At 70.8% G+C, this 14697-nt stretch carries 20 protein-coding genes; 3 read left to right on the top strand and 17 right to left on the bottom strand.

The features are described 5' to 3' along the window. Nucleotides 1–141: 141 nt before the first annotated feature. From BN39_RS21935 to BN39_RS23625, 4 genes are all read right to left on the bottom strand, one after another. Entirely contained in the window at nucleotides 142–630 is a 489-nt protein-coding gene (locus BN39_RS21935; RefSeq protein ID WP_019204603.1) for a hypothetical protein, read from the bottom strand. A gap of 265 nt (nucleotides 631–895) precedes the next feature. Then, nucleotides 896–1291: a hypothetical protein gene (locus BN39_RS21930; RefSeq protein WP_019204602.1), complete on the bottom strand. Its 396-nt coding sequence runs from the start codon at nucleotides 1289–1291 to the stop codon at nucleotides 896–898. Nucleotides 1292–1398: 107 nt separating this feature from the next. Beyond that, the gene (locus tag BN39_RS23990; protein ID WP_256378532.1) at nucleotides 1399–1533 is read right to left on the bottom strand and encodes a hypothetical protein; all 135 of its coding nucleotides are present in this window, start codon (nucleotides 1531–1533) and stop codon (nucleotides 1399–1401) included. A gap of 10 nt (nucleotides 1534–1543) precedes the next feature. Next, nucleotides 1544–1867 (bottom strand): hypothetical protein, encoded by a 324-nt coding sequence (locus BN39_RS23625; protein ID WP_019204601.1) that lies wholly within the window; start codon nucleotides 1865–1867, stop codon nucleotides 1544–1546. Between the two features lie 81 nt (nucleotides 1868–1948). Between BN39_RS23625 and BN39_RS23330 the strand changes: the two genes are divergently transcribed. The 3 genes from BN39_RS23330 (at nucleotide 1949) to BN39_RS21920 (ending at nucleotide 3131) form a co-directional block, all read left to right on the top strand. Continuing rightward, nucleotides 1949–2197, top strand: a complete 249-nt coding sequence (locus tag BN39_RS23330; protein ID WP_148281566.1) for a hypothetical protein — start codon at nucleotides 1949–1951, stop codon at nucleotides 2195–2197. Nucleotides 2198–2268: 71 nt separating this feature from the next. Then, complete coding sequence (locus BN39_RS22920; RefSeq protein WP_081586249.1) at nucleotides 2269–2478, top strand: type II toxin-antitoxin system HicA family toxin; 210 nt, start codon at nucleotides 2269–2271, stop codon at nucleotides 2476–2478. 80 nt (nucleotides 2479–2558) lie between these two features. After that, nucleotides 2559–3131 (top strand): hypothetical protein, encoded by a 573-nt coding sequence (locus tag BN39_RS21920; protein WP_019204598.1) that lies wholly within the window; start codon nucleotides 2559–2561, stop codon nucleotides 3129–3131. Between the two features lie 81 nt (nucleotides 3132–3212). Here BN39_RS21920 and BN39_RS23035 read toward each other — a convergent pair whose 3' ends face one another. The 13 genes from BN39_RS23035 to BN39_RS21845 all read right to left on the bottom strand — a co-directional run bounded on the left by BN39_RS23035 (nucleotide 3213) and on the right by BN39_RS21845 (nucleotide 14696). After that, on the bottom strand, nucleotides 3213–3617 hold the full coding sequence (locus BN39_RS23035) for a hypothetical protein (protein ID WP_019204597.1): 405 nt from the start codon (nucleotides 3615–3617) through the stop codon (nucleotides 3213–3215). Continuing rightward, nucleotides 3598–4251, bottom strand: a complete 654-nt coding sequence (locus BN39_RS22545; protein ID WP_148281565.1) for a hypothetical protein — start codon at nucleotides 4249–4251, stop codon at nucleotides 3598–3600. The genes BN39_RS23035 and BN39_RS22545 overlap by 20 nt, the downstream gene beginning before the upstream one ends. Continuing rightward, nucleotides 4248–4721, bottom strand: a complete 474-nt coding sequence (locus BN39_RS21905) for a hypothetical protein (RefSeq protein WP_148281564.1) — start codon at nucleotides 4719–4721, stop codon at nucleotides 4248–4250. Before BN39_RS21905 ends, BN39_RS22545 begins: the two co-directional genes overlap by 4 nt. A gap of 5 nt (nucleotides 4722–4726) precedes the next feature. Continuing rightward, nucleotides 4727–6247 carry an N-acetylmuramoyl-L-alanine amidase gene (locus tag BN39_RS23620; protein WP_019204594.1) on the bottom strand — a complete coding sequence of 507 codons (1521 nt, stop codon included), beginning with the start codon at nucleotides 6245–6247 and terminating at the stop codon, nucleotides 4727–4729. Next, nucleotides 6247–7038 (bottom strand): hypothetical protein, encoded by a 792-nt coding sequence (locus BN39_RS21890; protein ID WP_019204593.1) that lies wholly within the window; start codon nucleotides 7036–7038, stop codon nucleotides 6247–6249. Before BN39_RS21890 ends, BN39_RS23620 begins: the two co-directional genes overlap by 1 nt. A 183-nt stretch (nucleotides 7039–7221) precedes the next feature. Then, nucleotides 7222–7578 carry a hypothetical protein gene (locus BN39_RS21885; RefSeq protein WP_019204592.1) on the bottom strand — a complete coding sequence of 119 codons (357 nt, stop codon included), beginning with the start codon at nucleotides 7576–7578 and terminating at the stop codon, nucleotides 7222–7224. Nucleotides 7579–7589: 11 nt separating this feature from the next. Continuing rightward, nucleotides 7590–8009 carry a hypothetical protein gene (locus tag BN39_RS21880; RefSeq protein WP_019204591.1) on the bottom strand — a complete coding sequence of 140 codons (420 nt, stop codon included), beginning with the start codon at nucleotides 8007–8009 and terminating at the stop codon, nucleotides 7590–7592. A gap of 11 nt (nucleotides 8010–8020) precedes the next feature. Then, nucleotides 8021–8176 (bottom strand): hypothetical protein, encoded by a 156-nt coding sequence (locus BN39_RS23615; protein WP_019204590.1) that lies wholly within the window; start codon nucleotides 8174–8176, stop codon nucleotides 8021–8023. After that, nucleotides 8176–9048 carry a hypothetical protein gene (locus BN39_RS22540; RefSeq protein WP_019204589.1) on the bottom strand — a complete coding sequence of 291 codons (873 nt, stop codon included), beginning with the start codon at nucleotides 9046–9048 and terminating at the stop codon, nucleotides 8176–8178. The genes BN39_RS23615 and BN39_RS22540 overlap by 1 nt, the downstream gene beginning before the upstream one ends. After that, entirely contained in the window at nucleotides 9048–11348 is a 2301-nt protein-coding gene (locus tag BN39_RS22535) for a glycine-rich domain-containing protein (protein WP_051159106.1), read from the bottom strand. Before BN39_RS22535 ends, BN39_RS22540 begins: the two co-directional genes overlap by 1 nt. After that, nucleotides 11345–11764: a hypothetical protein gene (locus BN39_RS21855; RefSeq protein WP_040769208.1), complete on the bottom strand. Its 420-nt coding sequence runs from the start codon at nucleotides 11762–11764 to the stop codon at nucleotides 11345–11347. Before BN39_RS21855 ends, BN39_RS22535 begins: the two co-directional genes overlap by 4 nt. Beyond that, entirely contained in the window at nucleotides 11764–13530 is a 1767-nt protein-coding gene (locus BN39_RS21850) for a hypothetical protein (RefSeq protein WP_019204587.1), read from the bottom strand. The genes BN39_RS21855 and BN39_RS21850 overlap by 1 nt, the downstream gene beginning before the upstream one ends. After that, nucleotides 13527–14696: a DUF4402 domain-containing protein gene (locus BN39_RS21845; protein ID WP_040769162.1), complete on the bottom strand. Its 1170-nt coding sequence runs from the start codon at nucleotides 14694–14696 to the stop codon at nucleotides 13527–13529. The genes BN39_RS21850 and BN39_RS21845 overlap by 4 nt, the downstream gene beginning before the upstream one ends. Nucleotide 14697 lies beyond the last annotated feature (1 nt).

The raw sequence follows: 14697 nt of genomic DNA, 5'->3' as shown, positions 1-14697 counted from the left end.
GGCCGCTCGCCGTCCGGCGTGTTCCGCTGGGGGACGATTCGCTGGCACTTCGACCGGAACCCGTTCCGGACTGCTCCGTTGCTGGGGGACGATCTCCGCTGTCGACCGTTGGTTACGGACCCGTAAAGGTCCCCTCCGGGGCTACTTACCGTTGTCCTTGCGCAGCTGCGCGACGACGCAGTCCTGCACCTTCGAGCCCGCGGGGTCGCCGGCCGAGAGCCGCAGCTTGCGGCCGTCGATGATCGACGATCGCGACCGGGCGTCGGAGGACAGCGAGAACGGGGAGCCGTTGTGGAAGACCCACACGTCGGCGGACGAGATCCGCTCGGTGCCGCGCATGATGTTCGCGCCGATGTACGTGTCGCCCGCCGGGGAGTCCTCGGAGAACGCGGGCCCGAGTGTCAGCCCGGGGTTCAGGGCCGCCGCGACGAGCGACACCTGCGCCTCGTCGGCGCGGCGGCAGTCCGCGAGGTTCACCGGCGAGGTGGCGGCCGGGGCCGCGGCGGTGGTGGTCTTGGTCGGCGCGCTCGTGGCGGCCGTGTCGGTGGAATCTGAGCCGCCGCAGGCGGTGAGCGTGAGCGTGAGGGTGATGCCGGCGAGTACTGCACCGGCAGTTCTGGTGGTCGTCATGCGGGAGATGATCCCACGGCGGGGTGTCGGTGGGCGGTCGTACTGTCTGATCTCGTGGAGCCTCCGAAGACGCCTGCGCGGTGCGAGCGGTGTTGGTGGCCGTTCGGCCCGAACCGCGCGCTGCTCGGGTGGGACAACCTGCACGATCCGCCGTGTCTGTGCGTCACGTGCCGGTGGTGTGGTCACGTGACATATCTGGTCGGCAACAGGCCGTAGCCCCGAGCACACGTGGTGCGCGGGGCTATGGCTTCGGAGCGGACGGGGGTCACCAGCAGGCGTCGCCGACGTCGCCGCGCTCGGTGCACTCCTTCTGAACCTTGGCGATCTTGCGTGCGCGCTCGGCGCCCTCGGCGATCATCTTCGACAGCTTCGCGGCCTCGTGAGCCTTGACCGCCTCCTGGTACGCCTCGAGCTCCTCGGGGGTGGCGCCGGGGCCGGGCTTCTCGGGAGCGTCGCCCACCGACGGGATGTCGATGGGGTCGTCGAACGACGGGCCGGGGGTGCCGGATCCGTCCTCGTGCTGGGCGGCGCCCGAGGGGCCGGTGCCGCTGGCGTCTTCGATGCTGGCGGGCTCGGCGGTGGCCGCCGGGGTGGCGCCGAAGGCGAAGACGATCGCGAACCCGGCGGCCGCGGCGGCGATGTGGTGGGTGATCTTGGGCATGGCTGTACTCCTCAGGTGGGTGTGGGTGATGGCCGCCGCGAGCGCGGCGGCGTCGCGCCCGCCCCGGGGCGTGAGCCGGGGCGCCCGGTCGTTAGCCGGTGACGGGCCTACTTCTTCGGGCGTACCGCCCAGGTGTGCATGACGGCCCCGTTGACGCCCTGCGCCCAGTGGGTGCCCCGTGGCCGACGGGGCGGGTGCACGCCCATGTCCGGCCCGGTCCTGCGGGTGCTGTCGCGCGGCACGTGCGGCCGCTCATCGGTTCGCCGTCCGCTGGATCGGGGCGCCGTGGCGGCAGAACACGCGGCCGGGGTGGCGGTGCGCGGCGTCGCGGTCGGGCACGTAGTCGAAGGCGAGGGCGCCGTCGCCGTGGAAGCCGACGACGTAGCCGCGGTGGTCGACGTTCGGGAAGTGCGCTACAGCGGCGGCGCAGGGATCCTTGGCGACCTGGCGGGCGAGGTCCGCGTCGCCGGCCTCGATGGTGCGGGCGGCTTCGGTGCGCATCTCGTCGGTGGCCCACGGGTCGCTGAACACGTGGAGCGCGTCGGCGATGGTCTGGGGTGTGTCTGTGCTGTTCATACCCCAAATTCAAGCAGCCGCTTGAATTCTTGTCAAGCACTTGCTTGAAAATGTGCATCTATCTGCAGTAACGTCCCCTCCATGACATCCCACGGACCGCCCGATCACGCCGCACGCATTGCCGCTGTCGTCGAAAGCATCACTGCGCGAGATGAAGTGAAGCGAGCCGCCGACGAGGCTGTCGCGCAGGCGAGCGAGCGCGTCGCCGACACCATCCGGGCCGCCACTCGCGACGGCGTGCGCATGAGGGAGATCGCGGAGGCGACCGGGCTCTCGACGGCGCGCATCGCGCAGCTCCGCGACGGCGTCCGTGTACAGCGAAAACCGTGACCTCGACCTGCAGACACGCCGATTCTGTCTAGGTGCTTGACTTGATATGTCTAGCCGCCTAGACTAGAGTCATGATCGCACCGGCACCAACGAGGGAAATCCTCAAGCAGCTCAAGAAGGCGGGCTTCACCAGCCGCGACGGAAAGGGGAGCCACACCATGTGGGCCTGCCCCCACAACACCTACGGCGTGTCCATACCCGACGGACACGGCCAGATATCCCCCGGCGTGCGCCGCCAGGTCGACAAGGCCATCGCGAACTGCCGCACCAACTGCCCGTAACCACCCCCGGGCGGCCCGCCCACCCAGCGGGCCGCCCCGACGAACCCCTCACCTACCCCTACAGAGAGACGACACCAGCCATGACCACGTATCGCGTGAACGTCCACCGCGACGACCGTTGGTGGATGATCGAAGTTCCCGAGCTCGACGGCCACCGCGGACCCGACGGCATCATCAACGTCGGCGACACCACACAGGCACGCCACTACTCCGACATCGAGAAGGAGGCGCGCGACTTCATCTGCACCGTCGTCGACGTCGCCCCCTCCGCCGTCGACCTCGACGTGCACATCGACGTCGAAGGCCTCGACATCGCCGCCGCTGCCGACGAGATCGCCAGCGCCCGCGCCACCGCCAAAGAAGCCGAGGCCCGCGCGGTAGCCCGCTCCTCCGAGGTCGCCGCGGCGCTCAGCTCGGCCGGCGTGCCTATGCGCGACATCGGCGAGATCGTCGGCGTCTCGCACCAGCGCGTCGATCAGCTCATCAACAAGACCGTCGCGAACCCCAAGCGCAAGGTCGCCGTGACGACGAGGGCGCCCAAGAAGACCGCCGTGCCCGCGAGGGCGGCCAAGTACCGCGACCTCAGGGCCGCGCCCCGCGTTGCCGCGGCGGCCAGCGCGAAGAAGACCGGAGCGAAGCGCCGCGCTGTGTGAGGCACCCCGGAACGCCGAAAAGCGGCCCCACCCTCCCAACACTGGGAAGGTGGGGCCGCTGCCGTACGCGCGCCAGGACGGCTACTCGCTGCCCGCCGTCTCGGGCTCCCGCCACCGCGACAGCGGTTCCCAGTCCGGCAGATCGCACCCCGCCTCGGCGGCGCGGATCGTCAGCTCACGGTGAAACGGCTGATCGCACCGCGCGTACCAGGCCATGAAGTGCCGCAGCGTCTTGTCGGACGCCTCGGCGCGCTTCTCGAAGTACTCGAGGTCCGACTCCATCGACGACACCCGCCGCTGGTCGGTGTCCGCGCGCTCCTTCATCCGCGCCTCACCGCGCTCGCGCCACCGCCGGGCGAGCGGCCCGAGCACCTTCGCGACGGACTCGGACGCCTCCGAGAGGAACTGCGCGAGGTACTTGAGCCCGACGGCCGCGGCGACCGCGAGCACGATCCAGCCGGGGGTCTCAGGGGGCAGGGTCGGCATGGTTGGCCTCCTCGACGACGTGCTGATTCAGATCCCGCCATGCGTCGATGGAGGCGTCGGCCATGACCGCGTGAGCAACCGCCAGGACGAACAGCCAGTCGGTGGCGGTGCGCCACCCGTAGACGCCCGTGCTCGCCGCGAGCGCGATGATGCACCCGGTGACCGTGGCCGCCAGGAGAACCCACGCCGCGGACCGCCACGCCTTCGCGCGCCACTCGACCAGCGCGACCACGATCACCACCGCGGCGAACACGAGCACGAGCGTCGCGGTCACCAGCAGCGGCGGCGCGGTCTCGATCCGCTCGAGGATGCTGAGCAGCGACCCGACGGCGAACGCCGCGTACAGGGCGACCGCTCCCCCGTGCGCCAGGGCGGTGATGGGCCACCGGGCCCATACGAGCCCGAGGAGCCCGACCGCGCCGGCGCCGAGGAGCGCCGCGCCCCACGCGTGGAACGGGAGCGCCTGCTCGACGACGGACAGCGCGCCGGGCTTCTCGTCGGGTGGGGTCACGTAGTCGAGTCCCCGCCAGATCATCGCGACGAATAGGCCGATCTGGAACACCGCGATCTCGGGGTAGATCAGGCTCACGCGGAGCTTGATCGGTCCGCTGAGTGCGCCGTTCACGTCGGTCACTCCGCCGGGTTGCGGCGCTCGCGGCACGCCCGTGCCTGCTGCTGGGCCCGCAAGAACGCGTCCTCACTCGACGTGCTCGTGATGTTGTAGGTCACCTGTCCGCCGCGCGCGTAGGGGCTGGCCGGGGTGGTGTCGGTGTTCGCCACCGCCGGGGCTGCGGCCGCGCCGCCAATCAGGAACGTCACGAGCGGCATCCACGCGTCGAGCTGACCATCCTGCAGGAGCCCGTACCCGATGGCGAGTGCCTGCCCGGCGGCGAGCACCGCGTAGAACGCGGTGCGGAACGACGACACCGACCGCGCCTGCACGGCGGAGATCACCGGGCCCAGGACCGCGGTGACGAGCGCGACCCACAGGGTCGCCTTCTGCTGGTCGAGCACGCTGTACCCGACGAGCACCGTCGAGATCAGCGGGAGCAGCGCGTACGCGGCGGCACGCAGGTCCGCCCACGACTTGATGTTGAACAGCATCGGGATCACTTCTCCTTCTGTGCGAGGACCACACCGTCGGGCGACCATGTGGCGGTGACGTTCTCGAACGTCTGGACCTTCGTGCCGTCAGGGCCGTCGGTCTCGTTGCTGGTCGGCCAGCCCCACGGGCCCGCCTCCCACCCGGCCGCGCCGTACCGCTTGCCGATCGCCCCGTGCACGAAGAACCCGCGCTCGGAGCCGTTCTTGCGGAGCAGGACACCGCCCTCGAAGGCCTGCACCCCGCCGTCATCGACCACCGTGTGGCCGAGCACGGGGAAGCCGAGCGGCCCGGCCTCGTAGTCCAGCGCCGCGAACGCCTCGAGCAGGCCACCGCGGGGCACTACGTACGCGGCTGCCGCGCCGGTCTTCCAATACGCGGTGCCATTCTCGAACGCCGCGAACTTCCCGCTCCCGGGCGGTCGGGTCTCCCCCTCGCCCTGCGTGATCCGCTTCCCGATCCACGCCTCGGCGGCCTTCGCTGCCTCGTCGATCAGGTTCCGCGCGGGCGCGGGCGTCACGCCGCTCGCGTACTCGGCGACGAACTGCTCGAACCGGTCCCACGGGAACCCGTCGCCGACGTCGGTGTGCGTACCGATGCCCTTGACTTTGGTGACCCACCGGTGGTCCGAGATGCCGGCCGCGGCGCCGCGCGGGTACCGCGGGCCCGGGTTCACGTCGGTGGCGAACTTGTACTTCCGGGCGTCCTGCACCGCGAGGTAGGCGGCGATGCGGAGGTCGTTCTCGCGGGCGAGCCAGTCGCCGCGGCCCCAGCTCGCGCGCGATCCGGCGAAGCACAGGTTGATCGTGTAGCTGTTGGCGTCCAAAACGCTCCACGAGGCGTAGTCGGTGTCGACCACGTCGCACACGATGCCGTCGCGCACCGTGTAGTGGTAGCTCACGTCGTGGGAGCCATCGCAGTACCGGGCGAGCTGCTCGGCGGTGCTGTTGCCCTCCTCGGTGTGCAGCAGGAAGTTCACAGGCTGGCGCGAGCGGTTCGACCGGCCGCCGCCGGTCATGAAATCGAGCTCGCGGAAGGCGGGCGCGTTGGGCATGGTGGTGCCTCCGTTCTGGCCCGCGGACGGCGCGAGCCGGTCGTAGATCCGCTGCGCCTCCGCCATTCGGCCGGCGTAGCGGGTGGGGTAGGCCGATTTCTGGACCTGCTGGGCGATGCGGCCGGCGGCCTCATCGGTGACCGCCGCCTCGTAGGGCAGGTCGGCGAGCCGCTGGAAGAACAGGCGAGCCGAGCCGGTGGGGTCCTGGCACACCTCGACCGGGCCCCACCACCACTGGCCGTTCGCGCCGCGGCGGACCTGCTGCTGCAGCGGGCCGACGCTCAGCTCGTCGTCGCCGACCGCGTCGTGCGGGAGCGCCAGCGAGCCGGGGACCTTCGCGTTCGCGTACACGACGAGCGTCGACGTCTCAACCAGGCCGGTGGCGATGCAGATGACGATGCCGCGGGGTGCGATTTCCTGGCGGCGGCCCTCGGCGATGAACTCGGCGGCGATCTGGTCCGGGGTGCGCCACATCAGCGGATCCCCTTCACGCAGTCGGCGAGCAGCTCGATAGCGGTCTTCGGGTCGCCCTTGTAGTTCCGCCAGTGCTTCTCGCCGTAGCGGGTGGTGTGCGCGCCGCCGAACGCGTAGGCGTACATCTGGTCCGCGGCCTTGCGGTACCGCGCCCAGAACCGCGGATCCAGCGCGCGCAGCGGGCCGCCCGCGAGCTCGCGGGCCCGCAGCCCGGGCAGCTGCGCGAGGACGTCGAGCGCCCACGTGACCGGGTCGATGAGGCTCATCCACCGGATGAGGTTCGACCCGGACCGCAGCGGCGAGTCGGCGGGCATGGCGCACATCGGGTCCGTGGGGTCGGCGAACTCGGCCCAGCCGACGCGGTGCGTCTGGTCGGCGGCGAAGATCCCTTCGCCGGGCACGTTCGCGCGGCCGTAGCTTCGGCCGGGCGCGCGCCGCGGGTTCGCGAGGAACCCGGCGAGCCGCACCTTGCTGTAGAGGTCGGGCCGCGAGTCCTTGCGGGTGTTGAGCCACTCGGTGAGGACGACGCCGCCGAGGCTGTACGCGAGGAGGACAATGCCGCCGCCGGCCGCCTCGATGAGCTCGTCGAGCAGGTCGCAGCCGATGCGCACCGATTCCATCTCGGACGGCAGGAACGGGGCGCCGCCCGCCGGGCCGAGGCTCGCGGGGTAGGCGACCTCGACGTGTCGGAATCGGTCCTTGGGGAGTTGGGCGATGACGCCGCTGAGCATGTTGGTGTGGGTGTTCTCAGCGTTGCCGCGCAACGTGAGCACCGTGATCGGGGTGGGCATGGTGGGGCTCCTTCGGGGTGCCGACGGTTGGCCGGAGTCGGCGGCTGGTTCGGGTTTCGTGCCAGTCGACGAGGTCGAGAGGCCCGCGCAGCGCCACCGCGACGAGGAACGCGAACGCCTCGGTGGCGGCATGGCTGAGCCCCGGCGCGCGGGGCGGGCCGGGGCTCATCGGGGGGTGGCGGTCTACGAGTACTTGGTCGTGGGCGTCACGTCGACGGACACCGCGGCGGCGCCGGTCGTGATCGGGGTGTCGAGCGCCGCGCCGCGGAGGAACGTCGATCCGTTCCAGATGCCGTAGTGCGTGATCGTGGTGGACGGCGGCACCGAGTAGTTGCACTTCGATCCGGCGCTCACCGCCTTGCCGGCGTCCGCGCCCGCACCGTCGACGGCGGCGGGCCACGTGGTGTTCGCGCTCGCCGGGGTCGTCGACGCGAGGTTCGAGCCCGTGGTGCCGGGGTCGGCGGTGTGCAGGGTCATCTTGTTGCCCATCGCGGCGATCGCGTCGCAGACGGCGCGCGTGTGGGCGGGTGTCTTGGCCATCGGGGTGCTCCTTAGTTCAGCGGGAGATCGACGACGCGGTGGTACGAGCGGGACTCGTTCTCATCTGCGCCGGGTGTGCTGATGCACATGACATCTCGCTCGACGTACACGTAGACGTCGAGGGTTTCCGTGCCCACCTCGATGGTCCCGAGCGGTGCGCCTCGGTCGGTGTAGGCCAGCTCGGCGGTCTGCGGCAGCGCTTTCACGAGCGCGCGGTCCGCCAGGAACGCGAAGGCCGGGCCGGTGTTCCCTGCCTCCTGAAATGGCCCGTAGTCGTAGCGGATCCGACCATGGAGCACGATGTCGCCGCCGCTGAGGTCCTCGACCGAGGTCGGTAGGAATCCCTGCGGCACGACCTTGCCGGTCCATTCGTCTTCGGGGGTGAACGGCACGGCGATCGGGGCCGCGATCATGTTGGGGGTGAACGTCATAGCTTCGCTCCTCAGTTGGTGGTGAACGCGCCGCGGGCCGCGGCCTCGTCGTCGTAGCGGGACATGCGGATCGGCTGATCGGGGACGAGGTCGACGACCAGCCAGTGGTCGGGGCCGGCGAGCAGGAGGCGGGCGTCGTGCATGTCGGCGATCGTGTATTCGGTCATCAAGCGACTCCGGTGACGGTCATGGACGCGGCCGAGATCGTGACGGTGCGGCAGGCGCTGTAGACGGTCGTCTCGCCGTAGCCCTGGATCTGCACGTACGCGCCCGCGGGGACGGTGACGCCCGGCTGCGTGAGCGTCGAGGACCAGCTCTGCGTGGTGTAGGTCTGCATCTGCGACGCGACCTGTGTGCCGCCGACGAGGATGCGGATGCCGCGATCCTCGGACGCCCAGTGGAATCCGTTCGATCCCCACGAGTGCGACACGGTGAACGTGACGGTGGCCGTGCCGTTCCCGGCCGCGGTGAACGTGAGGAGGTCGGTCCAGGTGGCGTGGTTGAGCGTCGTGGCCGCCTTGCTGCCGCTGTACGGGTTCATGTACGCCGGGCGGGCGGTGTCGGTGCCTGCGCCCGAGTCGGAGCCGGTGAGGTGCGCGAGCAGCGCGGCGACGTCGCCGCCCGCCCCGGTGTCGGTGGCCAGCAGGTGCGCGAGGAGCGCCGCCGTGTCGCTGCCGGTGCCGGTGTCGACGGCGAGCCGGTCGAGGTGCTCGAGCCACGTCGCCGCGTCGGTGCCGGCGCCCGAGTCGGAGCCGGTGAGGTGGGCGAGCAGCGCGACGGTGTCGAAGCCGACGCCGCTGTCGGTCGCGGTGAGGTGCGCGAGGAGCACCGCCGAATCGCTGCCGGTACCGGTGTCGGTGGCCAGCAGATGCGCGAGCAGGTCGGCGGTGTCCTCGCCGTGCCCGGTGTCGCTGGCGGAGCGCTGGGTGACGCTCGACCATCCACCGCCCGGGCCGCCCGATGCCCGCGGTGGGCCTTCGGGTGACCAGCCGAGCCGCGCGGGCCGGCCCGGCGCGGCCGGGAACGAGGACCACGGCATTACGCGGGCAGCTTCCGCTCGACCTTGATCGCGGCGGCGCGTCCCGGGCCGCCCGGCCCGCTGGCCGCTGGCCCGTAGAGGTTCGACGACCAGCTCCCCGATGCGCCGCCACCGCCGCCCGGGTCGCCTCCGGGCGCGCCCGCGATCGGCGCCGCTGCGGTGCGTGCCGGTGCGCCGCCTCCGCCCGCGCCGCAGCGGATGTCGTCGGCGGGCTGCGTTGGCGACCCGCCCGCGGTGGGGTTCGTGACGCTGTTCCCGAACCAGCCCGAGGCGCCCGCGGCGCCGAGCGCGCCGCCCTGGGCTTCGAGGCTGTTCTCGCCGTCCTGGCCGCTGTAGGCGTTGTACGCGTCGCTGCCGCTGCTGGTCTCGTAGGTCTGGATGCCGCCGCCGTCACCGCCACGGCCGGGCCGGTCAGCGCACGGGGTGTCGCCGAAGATCGTGTCGATCACGGACTGTCCGGGTTGTGGGGACTCGCACAGGCCGACGAACCGGGTCACGCCGCCGGGGTTGCCGCGGCCCGAGCTGGTCTTCGCGGGGCCGCCCGCGCCGACCTCGACGGTCACCGAGTTGGGCATGTCCGCGAGCGGGATCCGCTTGCGCCGGTACCCGCCGCCGAGGCCGCCGGGTGGGCCTTCGGTGCGCAGCCGGGGAACGCTGCCGCTGTCTCCCCCGGCGACGGTGATCAGGTCGTAGCCGATGATCTCGTAGCCCGCCGAGGGGGTCTTGTTGACGGTCCAGGTGTACGTGCCGGGGGTCCACTGCTGCTTGGTGAGCTTCCACTCGCCCTCCTCGAGCTGCATAAGCGCGAGGGACGACGCGGCCGCGTTCTTCGCGGTGGTGTGGGCGGCGGTGGCCGACGTCTGCGCGTTGTCGGCCTTGCCGAACAGGTTCCCGATCCAGTCGAGCGCGTCGTCCATGTCGGGGAACCCGGTCGAGCCGCCCGCGCCGGTGCCGGCGGAGTTGCCGAGCCCGGTGAGGAACGTCGTCCAGTCCGCCTTGGGTAGCAGATTGCCGAGCGCGGTGGGCAGGCCACCGACCAGCGACTGCGGGATCTCGCCGATCACCGACACCGGGTCGCTGAGCAGGCCGCCGACGAGGTCGTCGAGGTCCGCGCGCGTCGCGTCTGAATCGGTCTGCAGCCCGCCGAACCCGTTGGCGAGGTCGGTGATCTGGCTGAACAGGTCCCCGACGATCGGGATGCCGAGCGCGTTGAGGCCGTGCTGAACCCACGCCTCGATCCACCCGAACAGGTTCCCCAGGTCCTCGACGAGCCCCGCGACCCACTCCTGCGGCAGGTTCTGCGCGGGCTTCCGCAGCCACAGGTCGTCCCAGTGGACGGTGCCGCCTGTGCCCGCCGCGGTGCACTCCATGCGGACCCGCACGTACGCGGTGTTCGTCGGCGGCGCCCACGTGCCGCTCATGCCCGCCTCGAAGTCCGGGGCGTCCGCACCCGACGGGGTCACGCTGCCGATCACCTGCGACCCGAGGAGCTGATCGCCCGCGTTGTAGGCGAGCACGCGGAGGATGAACGCCGCGCCGCCGGTGCCGGTGAAGTCGTCCCACCGCAGGCGCGCCCCGATGTCGAGGGTCTGGCCGGGGGCCGCTTCGATCGGCTCCGACGTCTGCACGTGCTCGGAGCCGTCGAGGGTGCACTTCGCGCTGCCGGGCGCGGTGCGGCCGGCGACACCGTCCCAGGACCAGTTCGGGTCGGTGTCGGTCTTGATCGAGTCGACGGTGTCGAACGGTTCGAGCCAGTTCCGTTCCTCCCCGGCGGCCGGCCGCCACAGCTGCCCGAGCTCGACGTTCCCGAGGAGCCCGCCGCTCGCCAGCGAGAGGATCGCCTGCAGCATGACGGCGGGGAGCTCCCCGAACAGCTTCGACGCGTCGATCATGCCGTCGGAGCGGAGGAACCCGAACAGGGCCTGGATCTGCAGCAGCGTCGGGTCGTCGCCGTCGTAGGTGCCGAGGATCGCCTCGAGGAGCCCGACGAATTCGCCGACCACGGGCAGGTTCTCGATGAACTCGAGCAGCAGCTCGGGGAGGTCCTCGGGGCCGTTGATGTCGGCGGGGTCCGCGTTGGCGACGGCGCTGTTGAACTCGGCCCAGATGCGGGTGAGGATCCCGAACGGGGTGAAGTCCGACAGCGGTGTACCGCCGGACGATCCGCCCATGATCGAGGGGAACCGCTCCGCCGCACGGGAGCGCATGGCGCCGCCGGTCATGTCCTCGACGCGGGACACGATGTTCTCCGGGGTGAGCGCGCCGAGCGGGAGGTTCGGCACGCCGCCGGGGGTGGTCACTGCCGCACCGCCCGCGCGGCGCTCTTGATCCGCTTCGGCGGAGCCGGCGCGACCGCGGTGCGCGCCACGTACGGTTCGGCGTCGGTGTGCTGCGGCGGGTCGGGCAGCTTCACCGCCTCCTTGCGGACACCGTCGGTGAGCCACGCCGGGGCGTGCACGGCGGCCGGGTCGACCTGGTCGGTCTGCCGCACCCCGAACGCGACCATCTGCGCGGCGAGGTCGGCGACGACGGGCTGCAGGGTGTGCAGCGGCATGTCGGTGGCGGTCAGCAGCGCCGACGCGAGCGCACCCGAGATCGCGGTCTTCTGGCCCTCGACGTCGTCGACGGCGGGGATCTTCTTGGGGATGACCTGCTCGTCGATCACCTTGTCGGCGAGCGCGGACATGCTCTCGTTGGTCAGGTCGTCAGGGGTCATCACCACAGTCCGATCTCTTGGAGTCCGCTCATCGCCTTCGCGACGAGCTCGGTCATGCGCTCGAGGGCGTCCTTCGGGGTGCGGGTGTCGCCGAACTGGGCCTGGATCTCGAGGGACTTGCCGTCGCCCCAGGCAAAGTCGAGCTTCCGGTTACGACGCACGAACACCCGCGGCATGAGGTACTTACTGGTGCCGCCTACACGGTGGCCGAGCCACCAGTGCCCGAACCCGTTGTCGCCGATGAGCCACGGCGACGCGTTCGCGACGGTGAGCGTGTACGAGGTGTCGGGGTCGGTCTCGCGGCGGCGGGCCCGGAGGTCCATGACGCTGGCCGCGGTGAATGCCTGCGTGACGTTCGTCGATGTGGTCTCGAGGTAGTGGCCCCAGCCCTGCCGGTGCGCGCGGAGCAGCAGCGGCACGCTCATGTGCGCGAGGATGCTGTCCTTGTAGATCGGGTTCAGGAACGAGTCGAGCGCACCGCCGAGGGAACCGACCGACACGGTGAAGCCGACGCCCGCGGAGATCGCGGCGGACAGGTTGTCGCCGAGGACGTCGCCGCCGTACTGCACGAGCGCGGAGATGAGCTCGTTAACGCCTGGCATGGACTGGCCGCCGACGGTGATCCGGGCGGGACCGCCGGGGCCGCGGGAGAACTCGAGCGACTGGATGCCGGTCCAGTCGCCGTCGCGGTACACCACATACGGGTGAGCGGGCATGGTGCCAAGGCCCCCGGGGAGCCGGTAGCCGGTCTCGTCGATCGTCTCGCCGGTGAACAGGTCGTAGCTGTCCTCGACGTGGTTCGACATCACGTCCGCGATCGACCGGGTGAGGCCGGTGAGGAGGTTCCCGCCGATCGAGGTGCCGGTGCGGAACCCGGACCGGTCCTCGAGGCCAACGAACAGGGTCCCCTGCCGCCAGTTGGTGCCGGCGCCCGGCCACGGCTCGGGGTCGCCGTTCTTGAATCGGCGGGTGACGATCTGCAGCTCGGCGTCTTCGAGGATCGGGGCGGCGACGTCGAACCACGACGTGTTGATGCTGCCGATCGTGAGGGCGAGCGGGGCGACGCTGTCGCCGAACTTGCGCGGCATGACGACGATCTGCGACTGCTGCCACACGTCGAGGAGGTGGTCGAGGATCCCGCCGACGGTCCAGTTGTCGGGGTCGAGCAGCGCCATGATGTCGGTGAGGCTGATGTTCATCAGCTGCAGCCGGGGCATGTTCGCGGCCAGCGTGAGGAGCAGACCGTGGTCGGCCTGCGCGAGCAGCATCCACGCCTTCGGCTGCTGGATGAGACTGATCGGCAGGAACGGGTTCCCGGCGGTGTGAACGTATTTCAGTTCCTCGGTGTCTTCGAGGAAGTCGAGGACGACCTCGTCGCCCTTCTCCCCCTGCACGAGGGTGATGCCGTTCTTCGGCTTCACCCGGCCACCGAGGCGGGCGCCCACCATCTCGACGATCACGTGGATGTTGCTGGTCCCGCGCGCGTCCTCGTCGAGGGCCCAGAACGCGGCCCACGTGCCGCGCCGGTCCTCGAGGTCGATCGGCAGCCGCAGCTGGATGAGGCCGGTGTCGTTGACGACCAGCCCGACGCTGCCCGCGATCTCGCCGTGCACGCGGCCACGGAACACCCAGTCGCCGTCGTAGAGCTCGATACTCGGCGGGTCGAAGGCGCGCTCGATTCGGTAGTCGCGGACCTCGCGAGCCCACGCCTTGAACTCGGCGTGGTCGGTGCCGGTGTACGGCTCGGCGTACGTCGCGACCGTCACGGCTGCTCCAAGCCGCTTTCGGCCGACCAGAACCGGCGCATCGTCAGCGTCGCCTTCGCCCCGGCGGGGCCGTTGCAGATGACGGGCATGAGGATCGGCGCCGCATCGGTGCCGGTGTACTGCGGCACCGGGTAGACCGGCTCGACACCGTTGAACAGGCCGGCGGCGTTGGACAGGTCCGCGTTGACGTAGGTGTCCATGAACGGGTCGGCCATCACCGACAGCAGCTGCGTGAGCTCGGGGGTGACGATCATCCGCGCCGAGTCGGACCCGACGGGCCGGTTGTACTTGCGTTCCGCGCCCTCGAACGCGAAGTCGGGGAACTGCCACTCGAGCGCCGGGTCGAGTGCCCACTCGAGCCACAGGTCCTGGTCGGTGGGGTTCCACACCTCGAACCAGCCGATCGACGCGCCCTTAATCTCGACCTTCTTGCCGGTGCCGGTGAGGTTCGCCGCGTCCCCGGTGAGGGTGTCGCCGGTCGGCGCGGTGAACTGCACAATGTAGAACCCCGGGGTGCCGGACACGGTCACGTTGCCGGCGCCGACGGTGGACAGTGCCTCGAGCGCCGACTTCACCGCGGACCCGGCCGCGTTGTACGCGATCGCCGCAGTTGTCTGCCCGCTGTAGGTGAGGGTGAACGTGCCGCCGGCGCCGGTGACCGACACGAGGAACCGGTCGTTCGGGTTCTCCCAGAACGAGACGTCTTCGGCTCCCTCGAACATCGGGTTCACGGCGATCGCGGACACGACGGCGTGGTAGACGTCGTCGACGGCGGCGTCGAACCCGTCCTCGGTCTCGTACGCGATCTGCTTGGCGAGCCGCAGCGTGAGGGTGCGGCGGCCGCTCGGCCCGTCGTAGTGGTACCGGACCTTGCGGAAGTTGCCCGGCGTGCCCCACAGACGCTGGAACCGCGGCCGCGACGCCGGGGTGAGCCAGAACGGGAGGACCATCTCGCGGATGGGGATCCCGTCGCCGACGATCCGGCCGCCGGGCTGGAACGCCCCGGAGAGGGTGCGCACCGTGAAGTCGGTGTCGTACACGCCCTTCGGGTCGGTGTCGAGGACGATGTCGCCGTCGATGAACGCTGTGTCCGGGGCGGACACGACGACGGTGTCGACGACGACGCCGTCCTTGATCGACTCGAGTGTAATTGTCGCTACTGGCATT

Origin of the sequence: Tsukamurella sp. 1534 (genome assembly GCF_000312385.1) — a bacterium.
Taxonomy (GTDB): Bacteria; Actinomycetota; Actinomycetes; order Mycobacteriales; family Mycobacteriaceae; genus Tsukamurella.
This window is presented reverse-complemented; position numbering and strand designations above follow the sequence as displayed.